The 16,312-nt window shown below is 71.7% G+C and carries 13 protein-coding genes; 5 read left to right on the top strand and 8 right to left on the bottom strand.

The annotated features are described in order from the left end of the window. Positions 1-86: 86 nt before the first annotated feature. Positions 87-827: an LPXTG cell wall anchor domain-containing protein gene (locus ACWF79_RS14320; RefSeq protein ID WP_453728392.1), complete on the top strand. Its 741-nt coding sequence runs from the start codon at positions 87-89 to the stop codon at positions 825-827. Between the two features lie 75 nt (positions 828-902). On the opposite strand, the gene ppc is transcribed toward ACWF79_RS14320, so the two are convergent. Beyond that, positions 903-3,632, bottom strand: coding sequence for a phosphoenolpyruvate carboxylase (gene ppc, locus ACWF79_RS14315; RefSeq protein WP_453728391.1), 2,730 nt, complete (start codon positions 3,630-3,632; stop codon positions 903-905). 226 nt (positions 3,633-3,858) lie between these two features. On the opposite strand from ppc, the gene ACWF79_RS14310 reads away from it, so the two are divergent. From ACWF79_RS14310 to ACWF79_RS14300, 3 genes are all read left to right on the top strand, one after another. Beyond that, positions 3,859-4,836: an acyl-CoA desaturase gene (locus tag ACWF79_RS14310; protein ID WP_453728390.1), complete on the top strand. Its 978-nt coding sequence runs from the start codon at positions 3,859-3,861 to the stop codon at positions 4,834-4,836. Beyond that, positions 4,833-5,519: a TetR/AcrR family transcriptional regulator gene (locus ACWF79_RS14305; RefSeq protein ID WP_453728389.1), complete on the top strand. Its 687-nt coding sequence runs from the start codon at positions 4,833-4,835 to the stop codon at positions 5,517-5,519. The genes ACWF79_RS14310 and ACWF79_RS14305 overlap by 4 nt, the downstream gene beginning before the upstream one ends. Before the next feature lie 449 nt (positions 5,520-5,968). Continuing rightward, positions 5,969-7,687, top strand: a complete 1,719-nt coding sequence (locus ACWF79_RS14300) for an FG-GAP repeat domain-containing protein (RefSeq protein WP_453728388.1) — start codon at positions 5,969-5,971, stop codon at positions 7,685-7,687. 100 nt (positions 7,688-7,787) lie between these two features. On the opposite strand, the gene ACWF79_RS14295 is transcribed toward ACWF79_RS14300, so the two are convergent. Next, the gene (locus ACWF79_RS14295; RefSeq protein ID WP_453728387.1) at positions 7,788-8,630 is read right to left on the bottom strand and encodes a trans-aconitate 2-methyltransferase; all 843 of its coding nucleotides are present in this window, start codon (positions 8,628-8,630) and stop codon (positions 7,788-7,790) included. Positions 8,631-8,761: 131 nt separating this feature from the next. Between ACWF79_RS14295 and ACWF79_RS14290 the strand changes: the two genes are divergently transcribed. After that, positions 8,762-9,259 carry a MarR family winged helix-turn-helix transcriptional regulator gene (locus tag ACWF79_RS14290; RefSeq protein WP_362013257.1) on the top strand — a complete coding sequence of 166 codons (498 nt, stop codon included), beginning with the start codon at positions 8,762-8,764 and terminating at the stop codon, positions 9,257-9,259. Here the strand turns inward: ACWF79_RS14290 and ACWF79_RS14285 are convergent. The 6 genes from ACWF79_RS14285 to ACWF79_RS14260 form a co-directional block, all read right to left on the bottom strand. Next, on the bottom strand, positions 9,218-10,003 hold the full coding sequence (locus ACWF79_RS14285; RefSeq protein WP_453728386.1) for a LuxR C-terminal-related transcriptional regulator: 786 nt from the start codon (positions 10,001-10,003) through the stop codon (positions 9,218-9,220). The genes ACWF79_RS14290 and ACWF79_RS14285 overlap by 42 nt on opposite strands. Positions 10,004-10,236: 233 nt before the next feature. Next, positions 10,237-11,379 (bottom strand): galactokinase, encoded by a 1,143-nt coding sequence (galK, locus tag ACWF79_RS14280; RefSeq protein ID WP_453728385.1) that lies wholly within the window; start codon positions 11,377-11,379, stop codon positions 10,237-10,239. Continuing rightward, positions 11,376-12,341, bottom strand: a complete 966-nt coding sequence (gene galE, locus ACWF79_RS14275) for a UDP-glucose 4-epimerase GalE (RefSeq protein ID WP_453728384.1) — start codon at positions 12,339-12,341, stop codon at positions 11,376-11,378. Before galE ends, galK begins: the two co-directional genes overlap by 4 nt. Continuing rightward, the gene (galT, locus tag ACWF79_RS14270) at positions 12,338-13,381 is read right to left on the bottom strand and encodes a galactose-1-phosphate uridylyltransferase (RefSeq protein ID WP_453728383.1); all 1,044 of its coding nucleotides are present in this window, start codon (positions 13,379-13,381) and stop codon (positions 12,338-12,340) included. The genes galE and galT overlap by 4 nt, the downstream gene beginning before the upstream one ends. Positions 13,382-13,518: 137 nt before the next feature. Beyond that, the gene (locus ACWF79_RS14265; RefSeq protein ID WP_453728382.1) at positions 13,519-14,208 is read right to left on the bottom strand and encodes a helix-turn-helix transcriptional regulator; all 690 of its coding nucleotides are present in this window, start codon (positions 14,206-14,208) and stop codon (positions 13,519-13,521) included. A gap of 178 nt (positions 14,209-14,386) precedes the next feature. Then, on the bottom strand, positions 14,387-16,189 hold the full coding sequence (locus ACWF79_RS14260; protein ID WP_453728381.1) for an outer membrane protein assembly factor BamB family protein: 1,803 nt from the start codon (positions 16,187-16,189) through the stop codon (positions 14,387-14,389). Between the last annotated feature and the right edge of the window lie 123 nt (positions 16,190-16,312).

Below are 16,312 nucleotides of genomic sequence, written 5' to 3'. Positions count from 1 at the left end.
AATCGGGTTAAGCGTGACTTAAGGATGCGGCTAGGCTTCGGCCGCCGCCCCCCACGGCTTCCCTCATCCCAGATGGACGACTGCACATGCGACGATCCCTCATTCCCGCCGGCGCGCTGATCGCGGCCGTGGCGGGCTCCCTCGTGCTGGCTCCGGCGGCCTCCGCCGCGGGCGGCGACACGACCCATCCCACCCTCCGTCAGGAGCTTCCCCGTACCGCGATGGACGAGGGCGCTCCGCAGAAGGGCTTCGGCAACTGCGCGGACATCCCCGCCACGATGGACGGCTGGCACTTCGTCCTGCCGGGCAATGACGGTCACTGGGCGAAGCTCACGGTGACCTTCGAGCCGGGCGGCACGCAGACCATCACGACCTTCGGCCCGCCCACCGACAAGCACGCCTACGTGGCGTCGGAGCCGGGTGCGAAGCTCGTCAAGGTCGAGGCCGAGATCACGGGCAGCGTGCCGAAGAACAAGTTCAACCTCTCGCACACCTGCCCGGCCTCGAAGACGCCGACGCCGAGCCAGTCGACCGGCACCCCGTCGGTGACGCCGAGCACGAGCACCTCGACGTCCACGAGCCCGAGCACGTCGGCGTCCCCGAGCGCCTCGGCGTCCACGAGCACGCCGGGCACGACGCCGTCCGCCACGGACTCCGCCTCCGCCGGCGCGACGCCGTCCGCGTCCGCAAGTGGCGGCAGCTCCGAGGGTGACCTCGCCGAGACGGGCTCCTCCGCGCCGGTGGGCCTCATCGCCGCGGGGGCCCTCGCCCTCGCGGGTGCCGGTTCCGTCCTGGTGCTGCGTCGCCGCAAGGCCCAGCAGCACTGACACCCGTAGCGACGACGGTGCCCCCGTCGGAATCCATGGATTCCGACGGGGGCACCGTCGCGTAGGGAGCCGGCGTCAGCCGGTGTTGCGCAGGCCCGCCGCCACGCCGTTCACCGTGAGCAGCAGGGCCCTGGCGAGCAGCGGGTCGGGGTCCTCGCCGCGCTCGACGGCGGCCCGCTGGCGGGCGAGCAGGGCGACCTGGAGGTAGGAGATCGGGTCCAGGTAGGCGTCGCGGATGGCGAAGGTCTGCTGGAGCACCGGGTTGGAGTCGAGGAGCTTCTCGCCGCCGGTCACCTTGAGGACCTCGGAGACGGTGAGGGCGTGCTCCTCCTCGATGGTGGCGAAGACGTGCTTGAGCTCGTCGGGCACCAGGGTGTCGACGTAGTGGCGGGCGATCCGCAGGTCCGTCTTGGCCAGCGTCATCTCGACGTTGGAGAGGAAGTTGCGGAAGAAGTGCCAGCGCTCGTACATCTCGCCGAGGACCGCTTCGAGGCCGGCCTCCCGCAGCGCCTTGAGGCCGGAGCCGACGCCGAACCAGCCGGGGACGATCTGGCGGGACTGGGTCCAGCCGAACACCCACGGGATGGCACGGAGTCCGTCGAGGGAGACGCCGGAGCCCGGGCGGCGAGAGGGCCGCGAGCCCAGGTGCAGGTCGGCGAGCTGGTCGACGGGGGTGGAGGCGAGGAAGTACGCCGGGAGGCCGGGGTCCTCGACGAGCTTGCGGTACGCAGTGTGGGCGGCCTCCGAGACGGTGTCCATGGCCGCGTCCCAGCGGGCGAGGGACTCGTCGGACTGGCGCGGCGCGGTGTGCAGGGCGGAGGCCTGCAGGGTGGCGGCGACGGTCAGTTCGAGGTTCTCCCGGGCCAGGGACGGGATGAGGTACTTGTCGGAGATGACCTCGCCCTGCTCGGTCACCTTGATCTCGCCCTCCAGGGTGCCCCAGGGCTGGGCGAGGATCGCGTCGTGCGAGGGGCCGCCGCCGCGGCCGACGGTGCCGCCGCGGCCGTGGAAGAGCCGCAGGCGTACGCCGTAGCGGTGCGCCACGTCGCGCAGGCGGCGCTGGGCGCGGTGGATCTCCCACTGGCTGGTGGTGATGCCGCCGAACTTGGAGGAGTCGGAGTAGCCGAGCATGACCTCCTGGACGTCGCCGCGGAGCGAGACGAGACGGCGGTAGGAGGGGTCGGCCAGCATGTCGTTGAGGATGACGTCGGCGGCCTTGAGCTCGTCGGTGGTCTCCAGGAGCGGCACGATGCCGATCTTGGCCCAGCCGGCGTGCAGGTCGAGGAGGCCGGCCTCGCGGGCGAGGACGGTGGCGGCGAAGACGTCGTCGGCGCCCTGGCACATCGAGATGATGTACGACTCGATGACCTCGGGGCCGAAGCGCTCGAAGGCCTCCTTGACGGTGCCGAACACGCCGAGGGTCTTCTGCCCGGCGGCGTCGAGCGGCGCGGGCGTGGGGCCGAGGGGGCGGCGGGACCGCAGCTCCTTGGCGAGGAGCTTCTGCCGGTAGTCGCGGGGCATGTCCGCGTACCGCCAGGACTCCTCGCCGAGCCGGTCGAAGAGCTGGCCGAGGGCGTGGTGGTGGGCGTCGGCGTGCTCGCGGACGTCCATGGTGGCGAGCTGGAGGCCGAACGCGGACAGGGTGCGGATGGTGCGGTCCATCCGGCCGTCGGCGAAGAGGCCGCCGCGGTGCTCCCGCAGCGAGGTCTGGATCAGCGCGAGGTCGTGGACGAGGTCGGAGGTGCCGAGGTAGTCGCGGCCCTCCTGGTGCGGGGTGCCCTTGGCGAGGCGCTCGCGGGTGTTGACGAGCTTCTGCCGGATGCAGGTGGCCTTGAGGCGGTACGGCTCCTCGGCGTTGAGGCGCTTGTAGCGGGGGCTGATCTCCGGCAGGCTCTCCAGGTCGCGCTGGAGGGAGGTGAGGAGTTCCTCGGTGGCTCCGGCGTAGCGGATGGAGTTGGAGAGGAAGCCGCGCAGCTCGTCGATGAGGTCGAGGGCGTCGGTGATGCCGTGCTCGTGCTGGAGGATCAGCACGTCCCAGGTGACCTGGGGGGTGACGTTCGGGTTGCCGTCGCGGTCGCCGCCGATCCAGGTGCCGAAGGTCAGCGGGCGGGTGCCGGCGGGCAGCTCGATGCCGACGCGCTCCAGCTCGGCGGCGAGGTCCTCCAGGACGTCGCCGACGGCGCCGGCGTGCAGCTCGTCGAGGTAGTAGATGGCGTTGCGGGCCTCGTCGGCGGGCTCGGGGCGGACGACCCGGAGCTCGTCGGTCTGCCAGATGAGGTCGATGTTCTCGGCGAGCCGCAGGTCGTGGCGGCGCCGGTCGGCCTCGATGACCGGGGTCTCCAGGAGGGCGGCGATCCGGCGGAGCTTGTTGAGGACCGAGCGGCGGGCGGCCTCGGTGGGGTGCGCGGTGAAGACGGGCCGTACGTTGAGGTTCCGTACCGTGTCGCGGACATGCTGCGGGTCGCCGTCCTTGAGCATGTCGGCCGTGCGGGCGAGCAGTCCGCCCTCGGCGGCGCGCTTCTCCCGCATCTCGCGGCCTCGGTGGACCTGCTCGGTGACGTTGGCCAGGTGGAAGTAGGTGGAGAAGGCGCGCACCAGCTTGGTGGCGGTCTCCAGGTCGGTCTCGCCCAGCAGCTCGGCCGCGGCCTCGCCGTCCTCGCGGGTGAGCCGGCGGACCTTCTCGACGAGGTCGAGAAGCTCGTGGCCCTCCTGGCGGACGAGCGTCTCGCCGAGCAGATCGCCCAGTCGGCGGATGTCGGAACGCAGCTCGGCGCTGGCGGTGGGGGTCTGGTCGGCACTGCTCACAGGTGACGGCTCCTTGCAGTGTTCGGGCACATCTGGAGGGGTACTGGAGGCTTGCGGACCGCGCTGTCCGACGCACACAGGATAGGTGTCCATCCCTTGGACTCCTCGGAGCCCCTCGTGTGCCCTCTTGCCGCGCGGCCATGCGCTGCCATACTTACGTCGCCGTAGGTTACGGTCCCGTAGCCACGGCTCCATTTCCCTCGCTCTCACCCCCCAGGGGACACCCATGACCTCAAGTCCCGAGGTGCTCGAACCCACCCGCCAGGACCTCTCCGATCTGCCCTCCGGCACGCTGGGCGGCGACAGCAAGCGTTCGATCGAGCAGATCACGCTGCTGCTGTTCATCACGGTGCCCTTCCTGGCGCTGCTCGCGGCGGTGCCTCTGGCGTGGGGCTGGGGGGTGAGCTGGCTCGATCTGGGGCTGCTGGTGGCGATGTACTACATCGGCTGCCACGGCATCACGATCGGTTTCCACCGGTACTTCACCCATGGTTCCTTCAAGGCGAAGCGGCCGCTGCGGATCGCGCTGGCGATCATGGGGTCTCTGGCCGTGGAGGGGCCGCTGGTGCGGTGGGTGGCGGACCACCGCAAGCACCACAAGTTCTCCGACGCGGAGGGCGACCCGCACTCGCCGTGGCGGTTCGGCGAGACGGTGCCGGCGCTGATGAAGGGCCTGTGGTGGGCGCACATCGGCTGGATGTTCGACGAGGAGCGCACGCCGCAGGCGAAGTACGCGCCGGATCTGATCAAGGACCCGGCGCTCCGCCGGATCTCCCGCGACTTCATCTTCTGGACGATGCTGTCCCTGGCGATCCCGCCGCTGGTGGGCGGTCTGGTGACGATGTCGTGGTGGGGCGCGTTCACGGCGTTCTTCTGGGGCTCGCTGGTACGGGTCTCGCTGCTGCACCACGTGACGTGGTCGATCAACTCGATCTGCCACGCGGTCGGCAAGCGGCCGTTCAAGTCCCGTGACCGTTCGGGCAACGTGTGGTGGCTGGCCGTGCTGTCCTGCGGCGAGTCGTGGCACAACCTGCACCACGCGGATCCGACGTCGGCGCGGCACGGGGTGCTGCGCGGCCAGGTCGACTCCAGCGCGCGGCTGATCCGCTGGTTCGAGCAGCTGGGCTGGGCCTACGACGTGCGCTGGCCGAACGCGTCCCGGATCGAAGCCCGGCGCCGGGGCGAGCCCGCCGACGCGGCATGATGGAGAACGTGGCGATCGACGGCAGTACCAGCGGTACCGGAAGCAGCGAGACGAAGCCCCGGCGTGGCCGCCGGGTGCGGATGACGGGCGCGGAGCGCCGGGAGCAGCTGCTGGACATCGGTCGGACGCTCTTCGCCGCCAAGGGCTTCGAGGGCACGTCGGTGGAGGAGATCGCGGCGAAGGCCGGGGTGTCCAAGCCGGTGGTGTACGAGCACTTCGGCGGCAAGGAGGGGCTGTACGCGGTCGTGGTCGACCGGGAGATGCGGCAGCTGCTCGACATGGTGACGGGGGCGCTGACGGCGGGGCATCCGCGCGAGCTCCTGGAGCAGGCGGCGTTCGCGCTGCTCGACTACATCGAGCGGTACACGGACGGCTTCCGGATCCTGGTCCGCGACTCGCCGGTGGCCCAGTCGACGGGCACGTTCGCGTCGCTGATCAGTGACATCGCGACGCAGGTGGAGGACATCCTGGGCCTGGAGTTCAAGGCCCGGGGCTTCGACCCGAAGCTGGCGCCGCTGTACGCGCAGGCGCTGGTGGGGAGCGTGGCGCTGACGGGCCAGTGGTGGCTGGACGTCCGCAAGCCGAAGAAGGCGGAGGTCGCGGCGCACCTGGTGAACCTGGCGTGGCACGGCCTGGACGGCCTGGAGCAGAAGCCGCGGCTGATAGGGCACCGCAAGAGCTGAGGGGGAGCGCGCGGCTCCAGGGGGCGCCGCGCGAGCTGTAGGAGGGCGCCGCGCGAGCTGTAGGGGGGCGCCGCGCGGCCCCAGGGGGGACGCCGCGCGAGCCGAGAAGGCCGGCACGCGACCCGAGAGGCCGGCACGCGAGCCGATAGGGCAGCGCAAGAACCGAGGGGCAGCGCGCGAGCCGACGGGCAGCGCAAGAACCGAGGGGCAGCGCGCGAGCCGACGGGCAGCGCAAGAACCGAGGGGCAGCGCGCGGGCTGGGCCAGGGAAAGCGGAAACGTTCCTCCGCTTCCGGGACATCCGTTGATCCCCTGTCACCGACGGGCGATATGCTCCCCTCCACATCCGGGGGGGTGTTTCGCCCTCCGCACGCGCTGTACGTCGTGTGCGGGGGCGTCGCGGACCTCTGCCCCGGTCCGTCGTTTTCTCTGATCCCTGGGGGGGATCTCTTGTTCAACGCTTTCGGGCGCGCGCGCCGCATCGCGGCGTGCACCGCGCTCGCTCTCTCCGCCGGCATGCTGCTGGCGACTCCCGCGTCCGCCGACCCGATTCCCGACCCGTCCGCGGGAGAGGGCCGCACCTTCACCCTGCCGGAGAAGCCCGACCTGTCGAAGCTCGACTCCGGGACGGACCGTGCCGGCCGCACCGCGACGGCCGAGGGCGCTTCGCCGGTCCGCTTCGACACCGACGGCGACGGCAAGGGCGACCTGATCTACCGCGCCTGGGACGGTGTCACGTACACGACGCCGTCCTCGGCGGAGAACGGTGAGTTCTTCGGCGACGACGGCAACGCCTCGCCGGCCCTCGACATCGTCCCGATCGGCGACCAGGACGGCAACGGCAAGCCCGAGGTCCTGGTCCTGTCGCCGTACGGCACGCTCCGGATGTACGGCGACGCGACGCCGACCTGGGCCACGTACCGCTGGCAGGGTGGCGGCTGGACCATCTACAACAAGGTCTTCTCGCCCGGTGACGTGAACGGTGACGGCCGCGCGGACGTGATCGGCCGCCAGCACAACGGCGACCTGTACCTCTACCTCGCCACCGGCAACGCCTCCGCGCCGCTCGGTGGCCGGGTGAAGGTCGGCACCGGCTGGAACATCTACGACCAGGTCGTGGGCGTCGGTGACAACGACGGTGACGGCAAGGGCGACGTCATCGGCCGGTCCTACGACGGCAAGCTGTGGTTCTACGGCTCCACCGGCTCCACCCAGACCCCCTTCAAGGGGCGTGTGGAGGTCGGCCAGGGCTGGAACATCTTCAACCAGCTGGTCGCGGTCGACGACCTCACCGGTGACGGCGCGGCCGAGCTGTTCGCCCGCGACCAGGCCGGCGCGCTGTGGGCCTACCCGGGCCTCGGCAACGGGCGCATGGGAAACCGCGTCCTGATCGCCGACAAGGGCGCCTTCCAGAGCGTCGATCAGTTCGGCGGCGGCGGCAACATCCCCGCCTTCGGCAAGAACGCCCTCACCGGCCGGGACAAGGCGGGTTCGCTCTTCTGGTACGGGGCGATGAACAACGGTCTGCTCTCCGGGCGCGAGCAGGTCGGCGGCTCCGGCGAGTGGGCGGGCGGGCACCTCACGTTCGCCTCGTCCCTCGACGACCGCGGTCTGCCGGTCATGATGCAGATCTTCGAGAACCGTCTCTACAACAACTTCACGGGCACCGACCACGGCTCCGGCTGGAGCGTGTACAACCTGCTCGTCGGTCCCGGTGACCTGAGCGGTGACGGCAAGGGCGACCTGCTGGCCCGTGACACTTCCGGCAACCTGTACCTGTACCGGGGCGACGGCACCGGTAACCACCTGGCGACCCGGATCAAGATCGGTGCGGGCTGGGGCGCGTTCAACCAGATCGTCGGCGCGGGTGACTACTCGGGCGACGGCCGGGCGGACATCGTCACCCGTGACGGCGCCGGCGGCCTGTACCTGTACCGGGGCACCGGCTCCGCCACCGCGCCGTTCATGGCGAAGCTGAAGATCGGCTCGGGCTGGAACACGTACACGCGGCTGGTCGCCCCCGGTGATCTCAACGGCGACGGCAAGGCCGAGCTGCTCGGTCTGAACACGGCGGGCGAGCTGTGGCGCTACTCGCCGATCAGCGCCACCGCCTTCGGCCCCCGGGTCAGGATCGGCACCGGCTGGCAGATCTACAACGCCGTGTACTAGGACTCCCGCCCGCGAGGGTTCTCCTACGTTCGACGCCCCGCACCGGTCTTTCGGTGCGGGGCGTCTTCGGATGGTTAACGGTCCCGTGTTCACGGTCCCGTCACGCCGGCTTCGTCGCCACCGCGAAGATCCGCCGGAACGGGAAGACCGTGCCGCGCGGCCCCGGCGGGTAGGCCGCGCGCAGGAGGTCGCGGTACTGGGCGAGGAAGGCGTCCGTCGCCTCCTGGTCGCCCTCCAGGGCGGTCAGGACGGGGCGCAGGGCCGTGCCCTTGACCCAGTCGAGGACCGGGTCCTCGCCGGTGAGGAGCTGGGAGTAGGTGGTCTCCCAGACCTCGGTGGCGCAGCCGAGTTCGGTGAGGCGCAGGAGGTAGTCGGCGGATTCGAGGATGTGGACGAAGCGGCGGCCCTCGCCGTCGAGCCGTTCGCGCCACTGGGGCATGTCGCAGAGTTCGCCGAGCAGGGCATGGCTGGGCGCGGTGAAGTTGCCGGGGACCTGGAAGGCGAACGTTCCGCCGGGCTTGAGGGCGTCGATCCACGGGGCGAAGGACTCGGGGTGGTTGGGGACCCATTGCAGGGCGGCGTTGGAGACGATCAGGTCGTAGGGCTCGTCGGGCGTCCAGTGCGCGGCGTCGGCGGGGCGGAAGTCGAGCCAGCCGCCGCCGGCGGTGGTGCCCGCCCAGTCCTTCTCCGCCCGTTCCAGCATGTCCGGGGAGAGGTCGAAGCCGGTGATGTGCGCGTCGGGCCAACGGTCGGCGAGCAGAACGGTCACATTGCCGGGGCCGCAGCCGAGATCGGCGATCCGGGGCGGGGTGCCGAGGGAGGGAAGTCGCGGTATTCGGGAGAGCAGGTCGAGAAACGGACGTGTGCGATGGCCGGAATGCCGCAGGTACTGCTGGGGATCCCAGGTTGGCGCGGTAGACGCGGAGGATGGTGCGGAATACATGTTCGAGCCCCCTTGCTGGAACGAGCTGCCGAAGCGGAACTAGGTCCCGGCCCGGTCCTTCCCCATAGTCCATCGGAATATATCTTGACGTCAAGAGACTTTATGTCAACAGACCCTCTACACTGATCGTCATGGAGGACGAGGTCGACCGGTTGGTCGCTGCATGGCGCCGCGAGCGCCCGGACCTCGACGTGGAACCGCTCGAGGTGCTCAGTCGCGTCTCGCGGCTCGCCCGCCACCTCGACCGCGCCCGTCGGCTCGCCTTCTCCGAGCACCAGCTGGAGCCCTGGGAGTTCGACGTCCTCACCTCGCTGCGCCGCGCGGGGGCCCCGTACCAGCTCTCCCCCGGCCAGCTCCTCACCCAGACACTGGTCACCTCGGGCACCATGACCAACCGTATCGACCGGCTCACCAAGAAGGGCCTGGTCGAGCGGCTGCCCGACCCCAGCGACCGGCGCGGGGTCCTGGTCCGGCTGACCCCCGAGGGCCGCGACCGGGCCGACCAGGCGCTCGCCGGACTGCTCGCCCAGGAGCGGGCCATCCTCGCCCAGCTCTCGCGCGGCGAGCGCGGCGAACTGGCCGCGCTGCTACGCCAGCTGACCGCCCCGTTCGACAACATCCCCGGCTAGGTCCGCGGGCCCGACGCCGGCCCGGCGTGCCAGCGCGACGGCGGCCAGCGTGGAGTGCACGCCCAGCTTTCCCAGCACGTTCTGCATGTGCGTACGGACGGTGTGCGGGGAGAGGAAGAGCCGCTCGGCGACCGCCTTGCGGCCCAGACCCGCCACCATGCAGCGCAGCACCTCACGCTCGCGCGGGGTCAGCGACTCCACCAGCTGCTCGCTCTCGGTGCGGTGCTTGCGGGCCGCCGTCAGCTCCCGCAGCACGCCGGTGAGCAGCGCGGGCGGCAGATGCGTCTCGTCACGCAGGACCCCCCGGATGACCGCCAGGAGCCGCTGGAGCGAGCAGTCCTTGGCGACCCAGCCCGAGGCCCCGGCCTGCAGCGCGAGCGCGGCCCGGTGCGGATCGTCCTTCTCGGCGAGGACGACCGTACGGACGGCGGGCTGGGCCGCACGGACCCCGGCGACCAGGGAGATGCCGTCCACGACGCCCTCCCCGCTGTCCGGGACGGGCTGGGCGAGGGCCAGGGCACCGGTCGGGCCGGCGACCGTGCCCAGGTCGGCGTCGACCAGCATCACGTCGTACCGGCGCGACTCCGCGACCGAGCGGTCCAGACAGCGCAGCGCGGCCGGGCCGCTGCCCGCGGCGGAGACGTCGACGTCGGGCTCCGCCGCGAGGGCGGCGGCCAGCGACTCGGCGAAGATGCGGTGATCGTCCACCACCAGGACCCGGATACGAGCCACGGACACCCCCAAGGGTCGAGGAGCGGAACCGGCGCGGGTACGGCGCCGGGGACAGGGGTCCGTCGATCGCACGGCCGCCGCCGTGCCATGACTGCTACCCCGTCCCGGGCGCCGTACCCGACTGGCCTCGCCCCCTGATGCGCGCCGGCCCCCACCGGCGCTCTGCTCAGAGTAAGGGCGGGGGGCCGCGGGGGAAGGCGATTGGGAGAACTGGCCGAACAGGGCGGCCGGTTCCGCGCGCGGGATCACTCCCGGCGTGCGCCCGCCGACGGCACCGCGGGGAAGATCCCCGGCGCGGCGAACCCGGCTTCGGCAAAGGCCTTCCCGACCGCCGCGACCACCGCGTCCACCCGCTCCTCGGCCAGGAGGACGACGGCCGAGCCGCCGAAGCCGCCGCCCGTCATCCGCGCTCCCAGCGCGCCCGCCGCGTTCGCCGCCTCGACCACGAGGTCCAACTCGGGGCAGGAGACCCGCAGATCGTCCCGGAGCGAGGCATGGCCCTCGGTGAGGACGGGACCGACGGCCGCCGTGTCCCCGGCGTCGAGGAGGGCGATCGTCCGCTCGACCCGGTGGTTGTCGGAGACGACGTGCCGCACGTAGCGACGAACCGATTCATCGCTCAAACGCGCGAGGAAATCGGGCAGTTGCACGTAGGGGACCTCGCGCAGTGTGCGCACACCGAGCGCCCGCGCACCGGCTTCACACCCGGCGCGCCGCTCGGCGTACGCGCCGTCCCCGAGCGCGTGCTTCACCCGGGTGTCCACGACCAGGAGCCGCAACCCCTGTGCCGCCAGGTCGAAGGGCACCTGGCGGTACGAGAGGTCACGGGTGTCCAGGAAGAGCGCGTGGCCCTCGATGGCGCATGCCGACGCCATCTGGTCCATGACCCCGCACGGCACGCCGACGAAGGCGTTCTCCGCGCGCTGGGCCAGGACGGCGAGTTCGGGGCGGGAGAGTCCGAGGCCGAAGAGGTCGTCCAGCGCGAGCGCGGTGACGACCTCCAGGGCGGCGGAGGACGACAGGCCCGCGCCGGTCGGCACGGTGGAAGCGAGGTGGATGTCGGCCCCGGTGACCTGGTGCCCGGCCGCCCGCAGCGCCCAGACGACACCGGCGGGGTAGGCGGCCCAGCCGGCGGCGCCCGTGAGCGGTTCGAGCGCGTCGACGCCGAGCTGGACGACGCCGCCGCCGACATCGGCCGAGTGGACCCGCAGCAGCCCGTCGTCGCGCCGCGAGACGGCGGCGACCGCCGTGTGCGGCAGGGCCAGCGGCATCACGAAGCCGTCGTTGAAGTCGGTGTACTCGCCGATCAGGTTGACCCGGCCGGGGGCGGCCCAGACGCCCTCCGGCGCCGCCCCGTACAGCTTCTCGAACTCCCCCGCCACGCTCATCCGCGTCCCCGCTCCCTCTCTCTCGCGAACGCCCAGGCGTCCCGCACGATGTCCGCCAGGTCCGGGCGGGACGGAATCCAGCCGAGCCGCTCCCGCGCGGCCTTCGCCGAGGCGACGAGCACCGCCGGGTCGCCGGGGCGGCGCGCGGCCATGATCTCGGGCACCGGGTGGCCGGTCACCGCGCGCACGGTCTCCACGACCTCGCGCACGGAGAAGCCGTTGCCGTTGCCGAGGTTGCAGATCAGGTGCTCGCCCGGGGTCATGGCGTCCAGCGCGAGGAGGTGGGCCTCGGCGAGGTCGGCGACGTGGATGTAGTCGCGCACGCAGGTGCCGTCGGGGGTCGGGTAGTCGTCGCCGTAGACGCTGATCGCCTCGCGGCGGCCCAGGGCGACGTCGAGGACCAGCGGGACGAGGTGCGACTCGGGGTCGTGCCGCTCGCCGCAACCGCCGTACGCGCCCGCCACGTTGAAGTACCGCAGCGAGACCGCGGCGAGGCCGTGCGCGGCGCACTCGCCGCCGATCATGTGGTCGACGGCCAGCTTGGACGCCCCGTACGGGCTCGTCGGAGCGGTCGGAGCGGTCTCGGTGATGGGCACGGTGGCCGGCTCGCCGTAGGTGGCGGCCGTGGAGGAGAAGACGAGCTTGCGGACGCCCGCCGTGCGCATCGCGGCGAGCAGGGCCATCGTGCCGCCGACGTTGTTCTCCCAGTACTTCTCCGGCTTGGCGACCGACTCGCCGACCTGCGAGAAGGCGGCGAAGTGCAGGACTCCGTCGTACGAGCCGTCGACCCACCGCGCGGCGTCCTGGACGCGGCCCTCGATGAACTCGGCGCCGGCGGGGACTCCTTCGGTGAAGCCGGTCGAGAGGTCGTCGAGGACGGTGACCTGGTGCCCCGCCTCGACCAGATGCCGGGCGACCGTACTCCCCACATAGCCGGCGCCACCCGTGACCAGGTATTTCACTTGCTTGCCACCTCTCGGAGTCGTTCGGCCGCCGCCTCCGGCGGGACGTCGTTCATGAACGCGCCCATGCCGGACTCGGTGCCCGCGAGGTACTTCAGTCTGCCGGGCGCCCGCCGGACGGTGAAAAGCTCCAGGTGCAGCCCGAACTCCGCGCGGTCCGCGTCGTTGACCGGCGCCTGGTGCCAGGCGGCGATGTACGGCGTGGGCGGCTCGCCGGGTCCGAAGATCCGGTCGAAGCGCCTCAAGAGTTCCAGATAGGTCTGTGGGAAGGCTGTGCGCGCCGCCTCGTCGAGCGCCGGCAGGTCGGGGACGCGGCGGGCGGGGTGCAGGTGCACCTCGTACGGCCAGTGCGCGGCGTACGGGACGAAGGCGATCCAGTCCTCGTTCTCCAGGACCACGCGGACCTGGTCGGCCCGCTCGCGGGCGACGACGTCGTCGAAGAGGTTGCGCCCGGTGGCGGCCCGGTGCTCGGCGGCCCGGGTGCGCATCAGGGCCGTACGGGGGGTCACGTACGGGAACGCGTAGATCTGGCCGTGCGGGTGGCCGAGGGTGACGCCGATCTCGGCGCCGCGGTTCTCGAAGCAGTAGACCTGCTCGACGCCGGGCCGCTCGGCGAGTTCGGCGGTCCGGTCGGTCCAGGCGTCGAGCACGAGCGCGGCCCGCTCGGGGGTGAGGTCGGCGAAGGAGGCGTCGTGGTCGGAGGTGAAGCAGACGACCTCGCACCGGCCGCTCTCGCCGGAGAGCGAGGGGAAACGGTTCTCGAAGACGGCGACCTCGTACTCCGGGGCGGGGATCTCGGTGGGCCGCCCGTCGCGCGAGGGGCAGAGCGGGCAGGCGTCGACCGGCGGGTGGTAGGTCCGGCCCTGCCGGTGCGAGGCGATGGCGACGGAGTCGCCGAGGAGGGCGTCGTGGCGGATCTCGGAGGCGGAGGTGACGGGGTCGAGCGGCCGGGTGTCGACGGTGTCGCGGACGGCGTCGTCCCGCGCGTCGTAGTAGATGAGCTCGCGGCCGTCGGCGAGGGTGGTGACGGTCTTCTTCACGGGCGGCGTCCTCAACGGGGAACCAAACAGAACCACGCACAAGGAACCACAATCAAACATCGGCGTCAATGACGAAGCGCCCCCAGGACGAAGTCCTAGGGGGTGGGCGGGCACAGCCCACGAGACCGGCGCCCCGCCTAGGGGCCTGCGCTCCGGGCCCCCGGCACAGGAGCCCGGTCCAGCAGCCCCGTCCGCGCCGCGAGCGCCGCCGCCTCCAACCGCGACCCCACCCCCAACTTCATCAGCACCCGCTGCACATGCGTCCGCGCCGTGCTCGGCGCGATCCCCATGCCCGCCGCGATCAGCCGCGTGTCCTCGCCCTCCGCCACCCGGACAAGGACCTCCACCTCACGCGGCGTCAGCATCCGCAGCAGCCGCTGCCCCTCGTCGTCGGGCTGGGCCGACGGGTTGAGCAACTCCGTGAAGGCGCCCTGGAGAAGCTGCGGCGCCACCGCCGACTCCCCCGCCCGCGCCTTGACCAGCGCCCGTTCCACGCCCTCGATGCGCTCGTCGTGCCGGACGTATCCGGACGCGCCGGCCGCGAAGGCCGCCGCGATCCCGCGTGGCGAGGGCACCGGGCCGAGCACGACCACGGCCACCTGCGGCCGCTCGCGCTTGATCCGTACGATCGGGTCGAAGGCCCCCGGCTCGGCCGGGGCGGCCGTGCCGAGCAGGCACACCTCGGGCGCCCGGCTCACCACCAGCTCCGCCGCCCCCGCCACCGGGGCGGCCGCCGCGAGCACGCGGTGCCCACGCAGTTTCAACGCCGAGGCGAGCGCCTCGGCGAGCAGTCGGTGGTCGTCGACCACCATGAGCCGCACGCCCATCGAGCAACCCCTTAGTTCCCCCCTGAGGCCGTCCCCCGGCCCCAGCCACTCCGATGACCCGGCAAACTACACGCTCGTCCCCCCGGACTTCGAATACCTCGCCCGTCGGGGCCCCACGCAAACAGCCCGGCGCGCCGAGTGAATCGACGCGCCGGGCTGTGCCTTCACGAGCCGGGGGTCAGCTGGTGCCGTAACCGAGCGCCAGGTACTCCCTCAAGGTCGTCGACGACGAGCTCGGCTTGCTGATCATGACGTCCGAGATGAACATCCGGCCGCCGGAGTAGAGGATCTCGGCGTAGTCCTCCGAGAAGCTGTCCTCCGCGTCGCGCACCGTCTTGTCCGACGGGTTCTCCAGGAGCACGGTCGGCTTCATCGTGCCGCCGTCGATGGAGACGATCTGGCCGCCCTTGTCGTACGGCGGGACCTTGTACGCGAGGATGTTGCCGCCGTCCATGCGCAGCGGGATCAGCGTCCACTTGTCGCCGGCGTCCGCCTTCTCGACGGCCTGCTTGCCGGTGGTCAGGTCGAAGGCGAGGATCTCGTTGGTCTCGTCGCCGTACTCCCCGGTGCTGCCCTCGCGCTCCTCGGTCGGCAGGTAGAGCCGGTTGTTGCCGACGACGACCTTCTGGCACGCCTCGACCTCGGTGGAACGGCACTTGGCCGCGAACCGGTCCGCGTTCGCCGCGATCTTGACCTTCAGCTTGCCGGTCTTCTCGTCGATCGAGAAGAAGTCCGAGATGCCACTGCCGTCGCCGGCGGTCTCACCGACGTCGGCCGCGACCACGAGCGGCTTGGTGGAGACGATCGCCGCGTACTCCACGCCCGTGGGCATCTTGTACTGGGAGATCACCGCGCCGGTCGTCGGGTTCAGGTTCTGGATGACGACGTACTGGCTGCCGTACGAACCGCACTTGCGCGCCGCGACGAGGCCCTCGCCGCCGCCGTACCCCATGTCGTAGCAGTTCTCGGCGTTGGCCTTGGGCTTCCAGCGCGGGTTGCCGTTGGCCAGGTCGAAGGCGGCGCCGCCGTCGGTGCCGCCGGCCGCGACGGTCGTACCGCTGAGGGTGACCTCGCTGAACCGGGCCTTGTCGTCGCCCGCGTTGCCGCCGGTGACGGAGCCGGACCACACCAGCTTGCCGGCCACCAGGTCGACGACACCGACCTCGGTGCACGGCTGGTAGAACTTCGGCCCGACGCGCTTGGTCGCCTCGAAGAGGATGGCCGTCTTGTGGTCGGCGGTGACATGGCGCGACGTGCCGCAGACCTGGCCGGGCAGGGCCAGGGTCCAGACCGGGGTGCCCTTGTCGAGGTCGTACCCGACGATCGAGTTGACGCCCGTCTTCACGTACGCCTTCTCGGTGATCCAGGAACCGCTGACGTCCGTGGTGTCGTCGACCTTGGGCTGCGGCAGCTGGAACTTGAGCGACGACTTGGTGTTGGCGGGCACCTTCTCCTTGCCGTTGCCGCCGAGGCCGTTGCCGCCGCCCTTGTTCTGACCGCCGGTCGCACCGCTGGAGGTGCCGCCCGCGGTGTTGTTCTCCTCGCCACCACCGGAGTTGGCGTACCAGATCCCGCCGCCGACGATGAGGGCGACGGCGACCACGGCGGCGATGACGATCTGCATCTGCGCCGACAGCTTCTTGCCGCCGCCGGGGGCCGGCGCGACGGCCGTGGGCTGCTGCGGGTAGCCGTAGGGCTGCTGAGGCTGCGTGGGGTACCCGTACGGCTGCTGCGGCTGCTGCGGATACCCGTACTGCGGCTGGGCGGGCTGCTGCGGGTAGCCGTACTGCGGCTGGGTCGGCGGCTGGGCGGGCGGCGTCGGCGGCTGGGCCGGCGGCTGCTGGGGGTAGCCGTACGAGGGCTGGTTCGGCGGCGGCGTGGGCGCCCCGAACCCACCGGGCGGCGGGTCCTGGGGCGCTCCGAACCCACCGGGCGGCGGGCCGGGCGGCTGGTTCGGCGGGGGCGGGGGCGGCTGGGTCATGGTGTGGGTACCTCGGAAGTCAGGGGAGCGCCGGTCGTCGTGACGATGGCGAGGAGCGCCGCCACGACCGCCGTGTGCACGGCGGTCGTGGGGCGCTCTCCCGGCTGCTGCGGTGGGTTCATC

It is taken from the genome of Streptomyces sp. NPDC054975, assembly GCF_053609105.1.
The sequence above is the reverse complement of the archived record's forward strand: the minus strand, read 5'-3'. Positions and strand labels throughout refer to the sequence as shown.

What these genes read in the sequence shown, in the direction of transcription:
- ACWF79_RS14320 (WP_453728392.1), top strand. Translation starts at nt 87, where the DNA reads ATGCGACGATCCCTCATTCCCGCCGGCGCGCTGATCGCGGCCGTGGCG.
- ACWF79_RS14310 (WP_453728390.1), top strand. Translation starts at nt 3,859, where the DNA reads ATGACCTCAAGTCCCGAGGTGCTCGAACCCACCCGCCAGGACCTCTCC.
- ACWF79_RS14305 (WP_453728389.1), top strand. Translation starts at nt 4,833, where the DNA reads ATGATGGAGAACGTGGCGATCGACGGCAGTACCAGCGGTACCGGAAGC.
- ACWF79_RS14295 (WP_453728387.1), bottom strand. Translation starts at nt 8,630, where the DNA reads ATGTATTCCGCACCATCCTCCGCGTCTACCGCGCCAACCTGGGATCCC.
- ACWF79_RS14290 (WP_362013257.1), top strand. Translation starts at nt 8,762, where the DNA reads ATGGAGGACGAGGTCGACCGGTTGGTCGCTGCATGGCGCCGCGAGCGC.
- galK (WP_453728385.1), bottom strand. Translation starts at nt 11,379, where the DNA reads ATGAGCGTGGCGGGGGAGTTCGAGAAGCTGTACGGGGCGGCGCCGGAG.
- ACWF79_RS14265 (WP_453728382.1), bottom strand. Translation starts at nt 14,208, where the DNA reads ATGGGCGTGCGGCTCATGGTGGTCGACGACCACCGACTGCTCGCCGAG.
- ACWF79_RS14260 (WP_453728381.1), bottom strand. Translation starts at nt 16,189, where the DNA reads ATGACCCAGCCGCCCCCGCCCCCGCCGAACCAGCCGCCCGGCCCGCCG.